This window comes from Maritimibacter harenae (assembly GCF_009882975.1).
GTDB lineage: Bacteria > Pseudomonadota > Alphaproteobacteria > Rhodobacterales > Rhodobacteraceae > Maritimibacter > Maritimibacter harenae.
Genome location: NZ_WTUX01000019.1, coordinates 289,544 through 305,878 on the forward strand (window position 1 = coordinate 289,544; position 16,335 = coordinate 305,878).

The 16,335-nt window shown below is 63.0% G+C and carries 14 protein-coding genes; 3 read left to right on the forward strand and 11 right to left on the reverse strand.

The features are described from left to right. Positions 1-42: 42 nt before the first annotated feature. The 3 genes from GQE99_RS16160 to GQE99_RS16170 are packed head-to-tail and all read left to right on the forward strand — an operon-like array spanning position 43 to position 2,560. Positions 43-1,176 (forward strand): cobalamin-independent methionine synthase II family protein, encoded by a 1,134-nt coding sequence (locus GQE99_RS16160; RefSeq protein ID WP_161352667.1) that lies wholly within the window; start codon positions 43-45, stop codon positions 1,174-1,176. Next, positions 1,173-1,865, forward strand: a complete 693-nt coding sequence (locus tag GQE99_RS16165) for an alpha/beta fold hydrolase (RefSeq protein ID WP_161352668.1) — start codon at positions 1,173-1,175, stop codon at positions 1,863-1,865. Before GQE99_RS16160 ends, GQE99_RS16165 begins: the two co-directional genes overlap by 4 nt. Then, the gene (locus GQE99_RS16170; RefSeq protein ID WP_161352669.1) at positions 1,865-2,560 is read left to right on the forward strand and encodes an RraA family protein; all 696 of its coding nucleotides are present in this window, start codon (positions 1,865-1,867) and stop codon (positions 2,558-2,560) included. The genes GQE99_RS16165 and GQE99_RS16170 overlap by 1 nt, the downstream gene beginning before the upstream one ends. Before the next feature lie 594 nt (positions 2,561-3,154). On the opposite strand, the gene GQE99_RS16175 is transcribed toward GQE99_RS16170, so the two are convergent. The 11 genes from GQE99_RS16175 to GQE99_RS16225 form a co-directional block, all read right to left on the reverse strand. Further along, the gene (locus GQE99_RS16175) at positions 3,155-4,720 is read right to left on the reverse strand and encodes a hydantoinase B/oxoprolinase family protein (RefSeq protein WP_161352670.1); all 1,566 of its coding nucleotides are present in this window, start codon (positions 4,718-4,720) and stop codon (positions 3,155-3,157) included. Next, on the reverse strand, positions 4,713-5,810 hold the full coding sequence (locus tag GQE99_RS16180) for a M24 family metallopeptidase (protein ID WP_161352671.1): 1,098 nt from the start codon (positions 5,808-5,810) through the stop codon (positions 4,713-4,715). The genes GQE99_RS16175 and GQE99_RS16180 overlap by 8 nt, the downstream gene beginning before the upstream one ends. A gap of 145 nt (positions 5,811-5,955) precedes the next feature. Further along, positions 5,956-7,605, reverse strand: coding sequence for a hydantoinase B/oxoprolinase family protein (locus tag GQE99_RS16185; protein WP_161352672.1), 1,650 nt, complete (start codon positions 7,603-7,605; stop codon positions 5,956-5,958). A gap of 4 nt (positions 7,606-7,609) precedes the next feature. Continuing rightward, positions 7,610-9,679, reverse strand: coding sequence for a hydantoinase/oxoprolinase family protein (locus GQE99_RS16190; RefSeq protein ID WP_161352673.1), 2,070 nt, complete (start codon positions 9,677-9,679; stop codon positions 7,610-7,612). A 1-nt stretch (position 9,680) separates the two neighbouring features. Then, positions 9,681-10,160 carry a GAF domain-containing protein gene (locus GQE99_RS16195; RefSeq protein WP_161352674.1) on the reverse strand — a complete coding sequence of 160 codons (480 nt, stop codon included), beginning with the start codon at positions 10,158-10,160 and terminating at the stop codon, positions 9,681-9,683. Then, a complete protein-coding gene (locus tag GQE99_RS16200) occupies positions 10,160-10,957 on the reverse strand; it encodes an ABC transporter ATP-binding protein (protein WP_161352675.1) in 798 nt (265 codons plus the stop codon). The genes GQE99_RS16195 and GQE99_RS16200 overlap by 1 nt, the downstream gene beginning before the upstream one ends. Then, a complete protein-coding gene (locus GQE99_RS16205; RefSeq protein ID WP_161352676.1) occupies positions 10,954-11,826 on the reverse strand; it encodes an ABC transporter ATP-binding protein in 873 nt (290 codons plus the stop codon). Before GQE99_RS16205 ends, GQE99_RS16200 begins: the two co-directional genes overlap by 4 nt. Then, on the reverse strand, positions 11,823-12,656 hold the full coding sequence (locus GQE99_RS16210) for an ABC transporter permease (RefSeq protein WP_161352677.1): 834 nt from the start codon (positions 12,654-12,656) through the stop codon (positions 11,823-11,825). Before GQE99_RS16210 ends, GQE99_RS16205 begins: the two co-directional genes overlap by 4 nt. Further along, positions 12,653-13,690 (reverse strand): ABC transporter permease, encoded by a 1,038-nt coding sequence (locus GQE99_RS16215; RefSeq protein WP_328794159.1) that lies wholly within the window; start codon positions 13,688-13,690, stop codon positions 12,653-12,655. The genes GQE99_RS16210 and GQE99_RS16215 overlap by 4 nt, the downstream gene beginning before the upstream one ends. Before the next feature lie 63 nt (positions 13,691-13,753). After that, positions 13,754-15,295: an ABC transporter substrate-binding protein gene (locus tag GQE99_RS16220; protein WP_235917264.1), complete on the reverse strand. Its 1,542-nt coding sequence runs from the start codon at positions 15,293-15,295 to the stop codon at positions 13,754-13,756. 26 nt (positions 15,296-15,321) lie between these two features. Continuing rightward, positions 15,322-15,966 (reverse strand): helix-turn-helix domain-containing protein, encoded by a 645-nt coding sequence (locus GQE99_RS16225; RefSeq protein WP_161352679.1) that lies wholly within the window; start codon positions 15,964-15,966, stop codon positions 15,322-15,324. Positions 15,967-16,335 lie beyond the last annotated feature (369 nt).

Below are 16,335 nucleotides of genomic sequence, written 5' to 3' on the forward strand. Positions count from 1 at the left end.
GGGCGCGCCGCGCCAACCCCATTGCAGCAAACAGGTGCATTCATGAGTTCCATCGCCACGACCCATGTCGGATCGCTGCCGCGCACGCAGGAAGTGGTCGATTTCATCTTCTCCCGCGAGAAGGGTGAGCCCTACGACGCCATCGGCTTCGACGCTTGCATGCGGGCCGCAGTCTCGGAAACCGTGCGAAAGCAGGCGGAGGCGGGGATCGATATCGTCTCGGACGGCGAGACCTCGAAGATCTCCTATGCGACCTATGTGAAGGACCGCTACACCGGGTTCTCCGGCGACAGCCCACGCAACGCGCCCGCGGACCTGAAGATGTTCCCGGGGTTCCTTCAGCGCATCGCCGACTCCGGCGGGACCCCCGAATACGCCCGACCCATGTGCACCGGCGAGGTGCGCTCGAAAGGGCAGGGGGAGCTCGAGACCGACATCGCGAACCTCAAGGCGGCAATGGCGGAGCACGGCGTCGCGCGCGGTTTCATGAACGCGGCCAGCCCCGGCGTCATCTCGCTCTTCCTTCAGAACGGCCACTACAAGACCCGCGAGGCCTACCTTGCTGCGCTCGCCGACGCGATGAAGACGGAATACGAGACGATCGTCGCCGCCGGGCTCGATCTTCAGCTCGACTGCCCGGACCTCGCTCTGAGCCGGCACATGCTCTTCGCTGATCTCGACGACGCGGAATTCGTGAAGATCGCGAACCTCCATGTGGAGGCCCTGAACCACGCGCTGTCGGACGTCCCGCAGGAGCGCGTGCGTGTCCACATCTGCTGGGGCAACTACGAGGGGCCGCATTGTTGCGATATCCCGATGGCGAAGATGTTCGACACGCTCATGGCCACGAAGTCGCGCTACGTGCTCTTCGAAACGTCCAACCCGCGACACGGCCACGAATGGACGGTATTCCGCGACCGCAAGGCGGAGATCCCCGACGACAAGGTGTTGGTGCCCGGCGTGGTCGACACCACGACGAACTTCGTCGAGCACCCGGACCTCGTAGCCCAGCGGATCGAGCGCTTCACGGACATCGTCGGCGCCGACCGCGTGATCGCAGGGAGCGATTGCGGCTTTGGCACCTTCGCTGGCTTCGGCGCTGTGGATCCTGATATCGCGTATGCCAAGCTCAAGGCGCTGACTGAGGGCGCGGCGCGGGCTGGTGCGGCGGCATGACACCGCTGGTCTTGCTCCCTGGCATGATGTGTGATGCCCGGCTCTTTTTTCCGCAGATCGCCGCGCTCTCTGGCCGGCGGTCCGTGATGACCGCGCCGATCGGCGGGGCCGACAGCATGGCTGCGCTCGCGCGCAGAGTGCTGGCAGACGCGCCGCCGCGCTTCGCGCTGGCGGGGCTGTCCATGGGCGGCATCCTGGCAATGGAGATCGTTCGGCAGGCCCCCGAGCGCGTGGAGCGGCTGGCTCTGCTCGACACCAACCCGCAAGCGGAACTCGACGCGGTGAGGGAAAAACGAGGGCCTCAGATGGAAGCGGTGCGGCTGGGCGACCTGCGCGCAGTGATGCGCGACGAGATGAAGCCCAATTACCTGGTCGATGGCCCCCGCAAGTCCGAGATTCTCGACCTCTGCATGGCGATGGCGCTGGACCTCGGCCCTGAGGTCTTCCTCAACCAGTCCATCGCCTTGCGCGACCGCCCCGATCAGAAGGAAACGCTGCGCGCATACGCAGGGCCTTCGCTGGTTCTGTGTGGACGTCACGACGCGCTCTGTCCGGTGGAGCGTCACGAGCTGATGCGCGATCTGCTGGCGAACGCGCAACTCACGATCATCGAGGACGCGGGGCACATGCCCACACTGGAACAACCCGAAGAGACGACGGCGGCCCTGGTTCGCTGGCTGGAGGAATGATGGACAACGATCTGATCGCGCTGCTGAAACGCGTCGACACGCCCACTGTCTGCAACGCGATCGAAGTGGCGCAGGGCAAGCGCGGCTTCGCGGACTTCACCCGGGGCACGATGCTGTGCTCGGCGCCCGACGAAGAGGCGGTCGTGGGCTACGCCCGCACCGCGCGCATCGCTGCACTGACGCCGCCGAGCGATCCGCCGGAAGCGGTGAAGGAGCGGCGCATGGACTACTACCGTTACATGTCTGAAGGCCCGCGCCCTGCGCTCGCCGTGGTCGAAGACGCTGATTTTCCCGACGCGGTCGGTGCCTTCTGGGGCGAGATCAACACCACAGTGCACAAGGGCTTCGGACTCTCCGGCGCACTTACCAATGGCGTGATGCGCGACCTGGGCGACCTGCCCGAGGGATTCCCGGTGATCGCAGGGTCCGTGGGACCGAGCCATGCCTTCGTTCACGTTGAAGAGATCGACTGCCCGGTGGAGATCTTTGGTTTGTCCGTGCGCCCGGGCGACCTCGTTCATGCCGACCGTCACGGCGCGCTTGTCATTCCGACAGAGATCATTCCCGACCTCGCCGGCGCCATCACCAAGCTTCTTGAAACCGAGCGGTTGGTGCTTGATCCCGCACGCGCCGAAGGGTTCGATTTCGCGGCCTTCGAGGCGGCTTGGAGTGCGTTCGAGAAGGCCCGAACGTGACGCCACGGATACTCGAGGCCATCAACTTCAGGTCCCGAGATCGCTCTGCGTCGACGACATGAAACGAACCAGGGCGTTGACGCTTCGTAATCTTTTCCGGAAGTAGAAACGGGACCCACGCCGCAAGAGATGGGTCGGCCGGCGCGTCGGGCCTGGACGCGGGCGTTTCCGCCCGAGTGACTCGGTCACGGCGCCGCACCCGGGCGCGCGCGCCTGCTTGCAGGATGTGTCACCGTCTGTGTGACAATCGGCGCCTGTCCCGGCGCGACGTAAGGGCGCGGGCGGTCAAGCCGGTGATCTTCTTGAATTTTGGGAAGTGTGTGGCTGGGGTGGTAGGATTCTGATCTAAGGCATTGATAATAAATATATTTATTAGCAAATCTTAGGATATGGTGTCAAGCGCTGGATTTCGGAAACGCCAATTGTGATACATGCTGTGTGACGGTTGGGAGGGCGGGCTTGAAGCGCCGGAACAGGGGCCGTCGGGGGTCTCCTTCATACGGCAGCGAAGGAACAAGAATGAAGCTATTTAGGCGCCGGCCAAACTGAACGGCGCTCAATATGAGCTCGCAAGACGCAAGATTGTGGACGATCTTACGGCCGTTCTTGAACCGCGTTTGCGTTCCCACCATGCGCAGTGGCGACCTCGACCTCGTCACCTGCGCGGATCACGAGCTTGCTTACAAAGGTAGGCTGAGACGTTGTTGCACCGTCACGCGTCAGGGTGAGAGCGTTGAGCCCACCTTCGGTCGCGCCAGGTAGAGCCCAGACCGGCACCACGCCGTGCGAAAAACCAGCTGACATCACGGCGCCGCTGCGCATCCTGTAACGCGTGTGCACACCGCGCCCGCCTGCGTGCTCGCCGTCTTCCTGGTTGGTTTCGCCCAAATGCTTGGTCATGATCTCAAATCCGTAGCGGGCTTCGGCCACTTCGACGGGGCAGTTGAATGTGTCCCCGTGGTTCGTCGAGAACATCGCATCGTTGCCGGGCCGTTCGGGCGTTGCACCCCAACCGCCCATTTGTGGCTCTACCATCGCGAACTTGCGGCCCGTGTCCGGGTGCTCTCCTGCAATAACCAACCCGAAGATGGTCGCGAAGCTGCCTGCGGGGAGGTCGAAGCCCCCCACCTCCGCGAGGCCATGCCAAAGGGCGTCGATAAGCCTTATGCGCGTCTCGAAATAATACCCATGTGCCGCCTCCGGGTCCGGGTCGAAGATCGAGCCGGGGCGGGTCAAGACCTCGAGCGGCTCGAAGGAGCCCGCGTTGGCGTAGCGCTCCGAATCCGTCAACGCCTTGAACAGAATCTGGCACGCGATGAGCGCGCCATCACGAGAGGTGTTGAAGGGGCCGGTTGTTTGGTCCGGCGCATCGCGGAGATCGACGGTGAAGCGTTCGGACGTGATCGTGATCCGCGCGCGCCAGGTGGTGCCGTCATCCTGCGCCTGGACCACGTCGAATGTCCCCTTGGGCAGGCGATCCAAGCCCTGCATTGCGCGGGAACGGCCGGTCTCGTGAGCATCGTCGATGGCCGCACGCAGCGTGTCGCCTCCATACCGCTCGCAAAGGCTGCGGATAAGTCCCGCCGCGCGGCGCCCTGCCGACACTTGGGCCCATAGATCGCCGGTGACGAAATCGGGCAGGCGTGAGTTGATGCGGATGATGTCCGCCACCGCATCGTTCCACTCCCCGCCAGAGATGAGCCGGACGATCGGCAGACGCAGTCCCTCGGCTACGATGCTGGTGACGTCCGTCGCCATCGACCCCGGAGTGCTACCCCCGATGTCGCCCCAATGTGCGATCGATGCGACCCAAGCCACGCATTCGCCGTCGAAAAAGACCGGCTCGGCCACCACCATGTCGTTGAGGTGGGTGACCCCGCCGAAGTTCGGGTCGTTGGTGAGGAAAACATCGCCCTCGGCGATACGTTCTCCCTCCTTTTCGAGGATCGCCTTCACCGATTTATCGAGCACGCCGACGAAGGACGGGATACCAGCGCCCGAGCTAACAAGCGCGCCATCGGCGGCGGTCACCCCGGTGCCTACGTCGAGCACCTCGTAGATGATCGGGCTCATCGCAGTCTTGCGCAGAACCTCGAACATCTCTTCGGAAGCGCTGTCGAGGGCGGCTTGGACGACTGAAAGAGTGAAGGGATCAGACATCGATTAGCTCCGCCTCCCGGGACAGATCGGAAAGGATCTCAGGACCGTCGGCACGCAGGATGACAATTTCTTCCAGCCGGATGCCGAAGCGACCGGGCAGGTAGATGCCCGGCTCGATCGAGAAAACCATCCCTTCGTCCAGCACACTTTGCGAACTCGCGGTGATGAATGGTGGCTCATGGACCTCGGTGCCCAAGCCGTGGCCGGTGCGGTGCACGAAATAGTCCCCAAAGCCTGCTTCGGTGATCACGCCGCGCGCTGCATCGTCGACCTCGTGCGCCTTGACACCCGGTCGCGCCGCGGCCAGGGCGGCCTGCACTGCGCGCTCGACGACTGCGTGCACTTCGGCATAACCTTCCGGGCCGTCGCCGATCAGCGCCATCCGCGTTATGTCCGAGGAAAAGCCCTCGGATCCCGCGCCAATGTCCATGACGATCGCGTCGCCCTCCTTGAGCACCGTCTCCCCTGTATGATGATGAGGGTATGCGCCGTTCGGACCCGCCCCGACGATCGTGAAGAGCGGCTTGGCATCGCGCTTGGCGAAGGTTTCGCGCACCACATCGGCCACCTGCGTTTCGGTCATCCCGGGGTGCATCGCGGCCCAAGCGGCCTTCATGGCGTCGTCGGCGATCTGAGCGTTGCGCTTGAGTGCTGCGTATTCCGCGTCGTCTTTTCGCATCCGGAGGGCCCCGACGGTGTCGGCAGTAAACCGGCGCGCAGCCCCGGGCAGGGCATCAGTTACAAGTGACGCGTGGTCGGCGCGCATCGTCTCGTCCAAGACAAGCGAGTCGGCATCACGAACGTTAATCGCGTCGAGCAGTCGTGCGAGCGCGGCATCCGGTCCCTCGTCGTCGGACCATTTGTGGAAGGGCAGATCGGTCTGGGTGCGGACGCTTTCGGCCTCGAGGGCCGGCATCAGGAAAGCGGCACCGGCCTGCGACACGAATGCCAGGCAGGGCCGTTCATCGGCATGGGGCCGCACGCCCGTGAGCCAGCCGAGGTGCGCGCCCGCCCCCAACACGACCAGATCTGTGCCGGTCTCCTTCATCTTTGCGCGGAGCGCGTCGAGCCTGTTTGTCGTGCCGGTCATGGTCTGCCCTTTCTCTTCGGTCTTGCCGCGGCCCCGAGTGTAGGTCGCGCCGATGCGTTACATATCAGTATGCCAATTCCGCGCCGTTGCGCGGCGTGGTGGCTCTGGAGCGGCGATGGTCGCCGCCCCGGCTTCTGGTCGGTCTTCAGACCGTCACTCCGTGGATCGTGGCGGCGCGTTCGGCCGTAATAAGCCCGTTCTTCACGTCACGTCGCACCGCTTCCGGGTCGCGTGCTTTGGGGTCGCCGTAACCCGCGCCACTCGAGGTGATGACGCGCACAACGTCATCAGTGGTGAGCGCCATCCCGGAGACGAAGCTGTGGGTTTCGGCGTTTCCGTCGGCCTTGATGACCTCGACGAAATTGCCGGATCCTTCTTCGCCGCCTTCCAGCGACCAGGGCTTGATCCGAGACCGCGTATAACCCGCCGTGAGGAACCCATTTTCCGTTCGGATCCGATATTCGAGGATCAGGCCTCGTCCCCCATTGAACTGACCTTCGCCGCCCGGCGCGGTGTTGAGCGCCATCCGGTCGACGTAGAGCCCATTGCGCGCCTCGGAGATTTCGGCGGGCGTGTTGTAGGTCTCGCCATGGAAGCCCGAAAAGATGCAGGGGTTTCCGTCGCGCCCTTCCCAGGCGCCCCAGCCGCCAATCTGCGGCTCTACGATGGTATATTGGCGCCCGGTGTCCGGGTGAATGCCCCCAATGAAAGTGCCGCATATCGAACTGAAATGCCCTGCCGGCAGGCGCTCAGGGATGTGCGGGGCCAAACAGCGCCAGATCAGGTCGTATGTGCGCACCTCGGTCTCGAAGTAGAAACCGATCGCCGAGCCCTCCCGCGCATCGAAGATTGACCCTTCGCGCGTCAGCACCTTGAGTGGGCGGAAGCTGCCGTCATTGGCTGGGGAGTCAGGGTCGGTCAGTGCCTTGAACACCATTTGCGCGCAAATCATCGTGCCATCGCGATTGGCGTTCGTGGGTCCCGTATCCTGATCAGGATTGTCGCGAAGGTCGACGAGGAATTCGTCGTCGCTAATCGTGACCTTCACGTTGAAGATCCGGCCGTCGTCCTGTTCCTCGGAGAGCTCGAAGCTCCCGTGTGGCAGCTTGGCGAGCTCAGCACGCGCGGCACGCTCGCCGAAATCCATGAAATGGTTCATGGCGCGCAGGAAGGTATCGACACCATATTTGGCGGCCAGCCCTTCGAGCCGGCGGGCGCCCACGCGCACCGATGCGATTGCCGCCCAGACGTCGCCCTTGAGGAAATCGGGCATGCGGCTGTTTATGGTGATGATATCCATCACGGCCTCGTCCAGCTCGCCTTCGCGGATGATCTTCACGGCCGGCAGGCGCAGGCCTTCCTGAAAGATCTCGGTCGCCTCGCCGGATAGCGAGCCCGGCGCCATGCCGCCCACGTCGGAGTTGTGCGCGATGTTCGCCGTCCAGGCGATGAGCTGGTCCCCAGCGAATATCGGCATCGCGAGCACCAGGTCATTGAGGTGTGTCACGCCGCCGTGCCAGGGATCGTTGGTGATGAAGACGTCTCCAGGCCGGATGTCGTCGTGCTTCGAGAGGATAAACTGCACCGACTTGTCGAGCACGCCGATGAACGCCGGGATGCCAGCACCGGAAGAAGCGATGCGCCCCTCGGCGTCGGTAATGCCAGTGCCCATGTCCAGCACCTCGTAGATGATCGAGGACATGGCTGTCTTGCGCATCGCCGCGAACATCTCGTCGGCCGCGGCCTGAAGTGAATTCTGGATAATTTCCAGAGTGATGGGATCGTTCTCGCTCATTGGATCAGTTCCCGATGTGGATGTGGACGTTGCGATATGCGTCGATCTCGACCCGGTTGCCGGGATGGATCACGATCGTCGTGCCGGAATCCTCGACGATCGCGGGGCCGGTGAACGCCATGCCAGGGTTCAGCTTGTCGCCGTCGTAGATGTCGGCCTCGTGCTTGCCTTCGAGTGCGTAGTCGACCTCACGCCGGCCTTTGTGTGCGGTCGTGGCGTCGGCGGAGCCCATCTCGGCAGGCTTCATTTCCAGCTTGCCAACCTCGGCGCGGGCTACAAGGTGGATGCCCACCATCTCGACGGGCGCGTCGAGGCGGTAGGTATATTCACGCTCGTAGGCCTCGTGGAAATCCTGCGCGATCTTGTCGAGGTCGGCGTCCGTGACCGGCCCGTCGAGCTGAACCTCGGTCGTATGTTCCTGGTTCTGGTAACGGAATTTCCCGTAGCGCAGGAAGCCGACCTCCTCGGGGTCGACGCCTTCGGCTTCGAAGGTGTCGCGCGCCTGGCCTTCGGCCTCGGCGAAGATCGCCTCGATCGTGTCTCCAGCGCCTTCCTTGAGATCCACGAGCTGGGTCACGAAGTAGTCCCGGCGCAAGTCCGACATCATCATGCCGAAGGCCGAGAAGACCGAGGCGGCCGCAGGCACGACGACCTTCTTGACCTGAAGCTCCTGACCGAGCGCCACTGCGTGCATCGCCCCGCCGCCGCCGAAGGCAAGAAGCGTGAAGTCACGGGTGTCGTGTCCGCGGTTGAGACTGACCAGCTTCAGCGCGTTGACCATGTTGTTGTTGGCGATGCGAACGATGCCCTGGGCAGCCTCATCGGTGCTCACTCCAAGCTTCTCGCCGACGGCGGTCAACGCGGTCTCGGCCGCTTTCATGTCTGCTTCGACCTCACCGCCGCAGAAGTATTCTCGGTTGATCCGGCCAAGCCAGAGGTTGGCGTCCGTTGTGGTCGCGTCAAAACCGCCCTTGCCATAGGCCGCCGGCCCGGGAAGGGCACCGGCCGATTGGGGACCAACATGGAGCTTGCCAAAGTCGTCGACCCAGGCAATGGAACCGCCGCCGTTGCCGATCTCGACCAGATCCACCACCGGCACCATGATCGGGTAGCCCGCGGACTTGCCGCTGCGCTCGATCCAGTAGTCGGTCATGATGCGCACTTCGCCGTCTTCGATGAGCGAGCACTTGGCGGTGGTGCCGCCGATGTCGAGAGCAAGCACGTTGGGCTCGCCGATCAGCTTGCCCAGTTCGGCCGCACCCCAAAAACCCGAGGCCGGACCACTTTCGATCATATTGATCGGCACGTCTGATGTCGCAGCCAGGCTGTCCACGCCACAGTTCGATTGCATGATGTAGGGGCTCTTGGGCAATCCCTGTGATTTCAGCCCGTCGTCGAGCTTGCCGAGATAGTTGGCCGCGACTGGCTGAACGTAGGCCGACAGGACGGCGGTGTTGGTGCGTTCGTATTCGCGCCACTCACGGGTAATCTGGTGCGATGCCACGATCGAAGCCTCAGGCCAGAGACGACGGATTTCCTCGAGCACGGCCTTTTCGTGCGCCGTGTTGGCATAGGCGTGCAGCAGGCAGACAGCGACCGCCTCCACGCTCTCGGCGCGGAATTCATCCAGGATCTCAGGCAGGCCAGAGAGATCGAGCGGCGCGCGCTCCTCGCCCATGTAGGTCATGCGCCCGGGCAACTCGGCGCGAAGGTGGCGTGGCACGAAGGGCGCAGGCTTTTCATAATGCAGGTTGAAGAAGTCTGGTCGATTGCCGCGCGCAATTTCCAGCACATCGCGGAAGCCCTCGGTAGTGATCAGACCGACCTTCACGCCCTTGCGTTCGGTCAGCGCATTGATGACCACCGTAGTGCCGTGCGCCATGAAGTTGACCGTTTCGGGGTCAATGCCACCCTTCTTGAGAACGTTGAGAACACCGGTCTCGAAATCGGGAGGCGTCGTGTCGGACTTCGCCGTCACGATTTCCATCGTGCCGTCATCTCGGGTCTCGAATGCGACGAGGTCGGTGAACGTGCCGCCCACATCTGTCGCCACGCGGCGGATCGGATTGGACATCTCAGACTCCTTTGGTGTGGGTTTCGTTCAGGAGGAAGGCAACGGCGCCCGGCATCTTCAGGGCATTGGCCGCCTCGACACGCTCGGGCGTGTAATAGCCGGCGTCGTGCAGGCAGTTCAGCGTGCCGATCACCTGGCCGTCGATCGTCACCGGGACGTTCATGCAGCTTTCGCAGCCAAGGGATTGAATGAGCTCGTAGTCCGGGAAGACGGAGGCGATTTCTTCAATCGAATTGGCGACGAAGGTCTGGTGTTGACCCTGGACGAGGTCGGACCAGCGGTCCTTGTTCAGGGTCTTCTCCCCAGAAACCGGGTAAGCGTCGGGCATGTTCGAGAAATTGCGGACCACGACGCCTCGTGCGCGGTTGATTACCATCGTCGTGAATAGCTTGACGCCCACGGTTTCCGAGACGAGATCGGCCAGGGCCTCGAATGTCTTTTCCGGCTGCCCCTTGGCCGCCACGGCTTGCATGAAATCCATCATGTTCCCTCTGCGAGTCTGTTTCTGAGTTGCAATTCCGCGTCGTCCACCACCGGAACCGCGCCGATCAAGCTACGCGTGTAGGGGTGTTCTGGTGCGGAGAAGATCTTCGGCGTATCGCCGATTTCCACAAGCTCGCCGGAGCGAAACACGGCGACACGGTCGGCCACGTTGCGCACGACAGCGAGGTCGTGGGTGATGAAGACGTAGGTCAGGTTCTTGCGGGCCCGAAGATCGTTCAACAGCCGCAGGACGCGCGCCTGCACCAGAACGTCGAGCGCCGAGGTGGGCTCGTCGAGCACGACCAATTCGGGCTCGCAGGCAAGCGCACGGGCGATGCCGACGCGCTGGCGTTGACCACCCGACAGCGCAGCGGGCGACCGGCGGCGCATCTCGCGCGGTAGACCGACCTCTTCCAGTGTGTCCTCCACGCGCGCCCACCGTGCGGCGCGCGCGCCAATGCCATAGGTGTCGAGCCCCAAACGGATCGAAGCGCCAATGCTGCGCTTGGGGTTCAGGGACGAAAGCGGGTTTTGCTGCACGAACTGGATCGCACGCCGCTGGATCGGGCCTCGTCGGGCAGGTAGCGCAGCCCCGTCGAAAGCGATGGTGCCTGCGCTCGGTCGAAGGATGCCCAGGATCATGTTGGCCAGGGTGGTCTTTCCGGAACCGCTTTCACCCACTACCGCAAGGCACTCACCTCGGTCGACGGCGAAGGACACATCGCGCACCGCGTGGACAGGGCCGCTCGCGGTCTGAAACGTCTTCGATAGGTCGGAGACGGAAAGAAGCGTCATGCTGCACCTCCATCATGACGCACCATGGGTGCGAGGAAATCGTCGCTCACCTCGGGCACTTCGGGGAGGCCCGCCCCGGTGATGCGCGGAACCGCGTCCATGAGCGCGCGGGTGTAGGCGTGACCGGGGGCGTGGAAGATCGCGTCGGTGGGGCCTTCTTCAACGATGCGGCCGCGGTAGATCACGTAGACCCGGTCCGCGAATTCGCGCACGACGCCGAGATTGTGCGAAATGAAGAGCACCGCGGTGTGATGCATCTCGACGAGGTCGTGCATTAACCTCAATGTCTGTGCCTGCACTGAAACATCGAGCGCGGTGCCCGGTTCGTCTGCCAGAAGGAGCTTGGGGTTGTTGACCAGCGCCATCGCGATCATCACCCGCTGGTTCATGCCGCCCGATAGCTGGAATGGGTAGGCGTTCAGAACCCGCTCGGGGTCCGGGATGGACACCTCCGTGAGCATTTCGGTCGCGCGTGCGTCGCACTCTGCCTGCTTCATCCTGGGGTCGCGCCGGCGCATCACCTCGGCGAACTGGCATGCGATGGTGAAGGTGGGATTCAAGGACGACGTGGGATCCTGGAAGATCATCGACATTTCCGTGCCGCGCAGACGCGCCCTATCGCGCGGCCGCATGGCAGTAATGTCACGTCCATCAAATTCGACCTCGCCCGAGACGCGCGCATTCGGAGTTTCCTGGAGCAGTCCAAGGATGATGCGCGCTGTCACGGACTTTCCGGAGCCGCTTTCGCCCACCAGTGCCACCCGTTCCCCCGCCGCGATGGACAGGTCGATGCCGTGCAGCACTTCGCTCAGGCCGCTCAGTCCTTTGAAAGCCAGTTTCAGGTCGCGAATGTCGAGTAGATTGCTCATTCGTCCACCCCCAGGATTTCCCGCAGCCCGTCGCCGAACAGGTTGAAGCCGAACACCGCCAGAAGGATCGCGAGGCCGGGGAAGACGGTCATCCACCAGCTGTCCGGCAGGTAGCGCGCGCCCTCGGCGACCATTGAACCCAGGTCGGGCGTTGGCGGTTGCACCCCGAGCCCGAGGAACGACAGCGACGAGGCAATGATGATCACGAAACCCATGTCGAGCGTCATCTTGGTGATGATCGCCGGCAGGCAGTTGGGCAGGATTTCCCGGATCGTGATGTGCGCTGTGGAGGCGCCGATGACCTCTGCCGCCAGCACGTAGCCTTCTTCGCGCTCCGACCGGGCGATTGAGTAGACCAGCCGCGCATACCAGGGCCACCACATTACGGTGACCGCGATCATCGCGTTGGCCAGGGTGGGTTCCAGCACGCCCAGCACGGCGATGGCCAGCACCAGTGGGGGGATCGACAGGAAGACGTCCACCAGCCGCATCAGCACCGCCTCGATCCATCCGCCCAGGTAGCCGGCCATGAGCCCCACGACCGTGCCCACGGGCGCGGCGATGATCAGCACCACGACCCCGAGGCCGAGGCTGATCCGGTAGGCGTAGAGGATACGGCTGAAAATGTCGCGGCCGACCAGGTCTGTGCCCATCCAGTTGCGTGTGGAGGGGGGCCGGTTCGCGAAGGCGAAATCCACGACAGAACCGTTGTGGGTCGGGAACGGCGCGATTAGCGGCGCGAAAAGCGCGGCGGCCAAAATCAGGAGGACCAGAACCAGCCCCGTTAGCGACAGCGGGTTCGACGATATGATGCGCAGCGCCCGGATCATGATGTGGCCCTCGTTGAATGGCGGATGCGCGGATTGAGGAAAGCGATCAGAAGGTCGACGATGATGTTCACCACAAGGAAGGTCAGCGCGATGACCAGAACGGTGCCCATGATTGCATTGAGATCCTTGCGCAGGATCACCGCGACCCCGTAGCGTGAGAGGCCTGGCCAGGCGAAGACGGCCTCCACCAGGAAGGCGTTGCCGAGCATCGCCGCGAAATCGAGGCCGATGATGGTGAGTGACGGGATGAGCGATGGCTTGAAGGCGTAGCGACGGGCGATCCGAGACGGGAAGAAGCCGAAAGCCTGGGCCATCTCGATGTAGGGCTTGTCGTAGGTTTCAACCATATTCGCGCGCGTAAGCCGCGCCGCCTGTCCAATGCCTGACAGAGCGAGCGCAATGGCGGGCAAGATCAGGTGGTGGAGTGCATCAATGAAGGCCGCGAAGTTGCCTGCGAGTAGCGTGTCCACGGTCAGAAATCCGGTCGTGCGCGCGATGTCGTAGCTGTCATTCAGACGCCCCGCGACGGGAAAAAGCGGCAAGTAGAAAGAAAAGAGCAGCATCAGGATCACGGCCCAGACGAAGCTGGGGGCGGAGACCGTGAGGAGCGTGAGGACCCGCACGACGTGGTCGGGCCAGCGTCCGCGGTGCCTTGCGGCCAGAATGCCCAGCGGTAGCCCGATGGCCACCATCATGAAACCGGCGACGATGACCAGTTCGAGGGTGGCCGGCAAGAACTCGGCGATATCAGTGGTCACCCGGCGGTTGGTGTAAAGGGACTCACCCAGATCACCACGCAACACGTCAGCGACAAAGTATCCGTATTGGGCCACGATTGGCTCGTCGAGGTGCATCTCCGCGCGGATCGCGGCGACCTGATCATCAGTTGCGTTGGGGCCGAGCGCGATGCGGGCCGGATCGCCTGGAATGACCCGGGCAATGGCGAAGATCAGCATCGAGACCCCGATCAGAACGATCACAGAGATACCGAGCCGTCTCGACAGGATGCGAAGGACAGGTGACATGAGGTTCATACTCAGGTGAGGTGGCCCGAGCCCACGCGGGGCTCGGACAGGAGGGAGACCAGGTGGCCGGGATTACTCCTCGACCATTTCCATCAGCCGGAAGCTGAAGCCCATTCCATCGAGGCCGAACGCCATTTCCGGGTCGCTGAGCGCCGGGACCTTCACACGGTTCGACGCGGCGAAGACGGATTGCCGATCATAACCGTAGATCGTCGGCGCGAGCTCCATCAGGCGGTCGTTCAGGTTGGAATAGGCCTCTTCGCGCTCTTCCTCGCCCGGGCCGCGACGTCCCGCCTCGAGTGCGGCGTCAACCTCGGCATCGTCCAGGTATTCGGGCGACTGCCAAGTGCCGGGGGTGGAAGAATGATACATGCCGTAGAGCAGGGTATCGGGGTCGCCGGTGACAGCGTTCACGAAGATCTGGCTGATGTTCGGCGTGTTCTCGGGGCTCGCCACGCGCTCGGTGAAGAGTGCCCAGGGCAGGGTCTCGATCGACGAAGAGATACCCAACTCAGCGAAGTTTGCCTGCATGAGAAGCGCGAAACGCTCTTCCAGTGGCACTTCCGCGATCCAGCTGATCTCGAGATTCCAGTCCTCGGGGGCATATGGGCAATCGGCCAGATATTCCCGCGCGGCATCCATGTCGCGCTCGAGAACCTCGTCGGCTGGGTTAGCCCCGAACATGCCCACCGGGATCGCGCCCGTTGAGGCCGAGCCCGATGACACGTCATCGGTAATCGCGACCATCTGGAGCGCCGTGCCATAGTCGAAGGCATGCGCGAGCGCCTGGCGGCAGTTCACGTCGTCAAGAGGCGGGCGGGCCGTGTTGAGCTTGATGTAGAACGCGCCAGTGCCGCTTTCGGTCAGGAGCTGGGCGCCATCCTCGGCCAGTGCCCGGATCACCTCCGGCGGGAGCCACTGGCTTGCAATGTCATGCTCGCCCTGCGCTAAGAGCGTGCGCACGGTGGCCGCCTCGAGGCTGTAGCGCAGCCGGACCTCATCTGGTGCATGGTCGTCGATGGGCAAGAAGTAGCTATCGCTCACCGCCATGACGGTTTCGTCCTGTGGGTTGTGCGAGCTGACGGTGTAGGCGCCCGTTCCTGCGGCGTTGGCCGACAGGAATTCCTCACCCCACGGGTCGTCCTCTGTCGCGTTCGCCTCGACCAGCGTCTGGTCTACGATCGGCAGTCGCACGAGCGACGCAATGAAGGGCGCGTAGGGCTCATCGAGGGTAAAGCGGACGGTGTGTTCGTCGACCGCCTCGGCTTTCACGCCGCCGAAGAGATGCGACAAGCCCTGTCCGAGCGCCTGCATACGCTCGAGAGAGAAGACTACGTCCGCGGCGCGCATCGGGTTGCCGGACTGGAAGGACACATCGTCGCGCAGGTTGAAGGTGTAGGTCGCGCCGTCCACCTCCCAGCTCTCAGCCAGGTGCGGTTCGCTGCCGGGCCCACCCTGGGTCGGCAGGACCAGCGTGTCGTAGACGTTGAACATCAGGATCGAGTCCGCGTAATCCGACGCCTTGGCCGGATCGAGTTCGCCCACGGCAACTTCGTCGAGGCGCAGGACGCTCTGCGTGAAGGCCGGCGAAGTTAGCGCTGTTGCTGCGGTCATGGCCGCTGCAAGTAGGTGTGTCTTTTTCATTTGATCTGTTCTCCTGTCGGAAGTTTGTTTTCGTTCCCGTTGGCCGGGATACTGTTGTGAATTGGCGACGGGGCGTCCCCGAAGATGTCCATCGTGCCTGCCCAGAGGATCGAAACGGGCTCGTCCCCGTGGTTCCACGTGGAATGAACGCGTGTGCTGTCGAAATGAATCGAGTCGCCCGCGCGCAGAATTTCTGCCTTGCCTTCGATCTCGACGGTGACCTCGCCGGCAAGGACAAAAAACATCTCTTCGCCCCGATGGCTTATTGGTTCGCTGCGATGGCCCGGGGGTTCGTGGACGATCACGGAGTAGAGCTGCGAGCCGGGGAAGCTCGAGGAAAGTCGTTCGTAGTTCGGTCCTGTCGCATCGACGGAATAGGAAACGCGGTCTGTGCCGCGCGTCGTGCCGTGCCCCGATGGCTGGCTCAAGAAGTCCGAAATCGGCGTCTGGAGCACTTCCGCGATGCCGACCAGCGACGACAGGGAAGGCGAAGTCAGACCACGCTCCACTTGGCTGATGAAGCCAACGGACAGGCCAGCGGCATTCGCCACCGTCTGCATCGACAATCCAAGTTCCTTGCGTCTTTTGCGCAGGGCTGCGCCGAGCGATGGATCGGCGGAAGATGTTTTGGGTTTTACCATGACTAAAACTTTGGCCGGGCTGAGGCGGATCCGTCAAGAAATTTTAGTATTAGTGCAAAATCTGTCGTGGTTTCCGTGACTTGTGGAAGAGGGTAAGCAGCTTTGACTAAATTTTAGTCAGACTAAAAATAGAGAATGGCGCGCGTTACGGGCGAATCGTTTGGGATGATCAGAAGAGGATCGCCAGTGTCTTGGCGGAAAGCGTATCCATCCGACATGCATTCCCCGATCCATGTATGACCACCGATACCATACCAGGGGCATACCGACTGACCGTGTGCATTGCGCACGATGCGGTTGTGGGCGCAAGGCCGCCGCTCGCCGGCGAGCGGTTGGTGTCAGCTACGAAAGCGGCGTGAAAGCGAATTG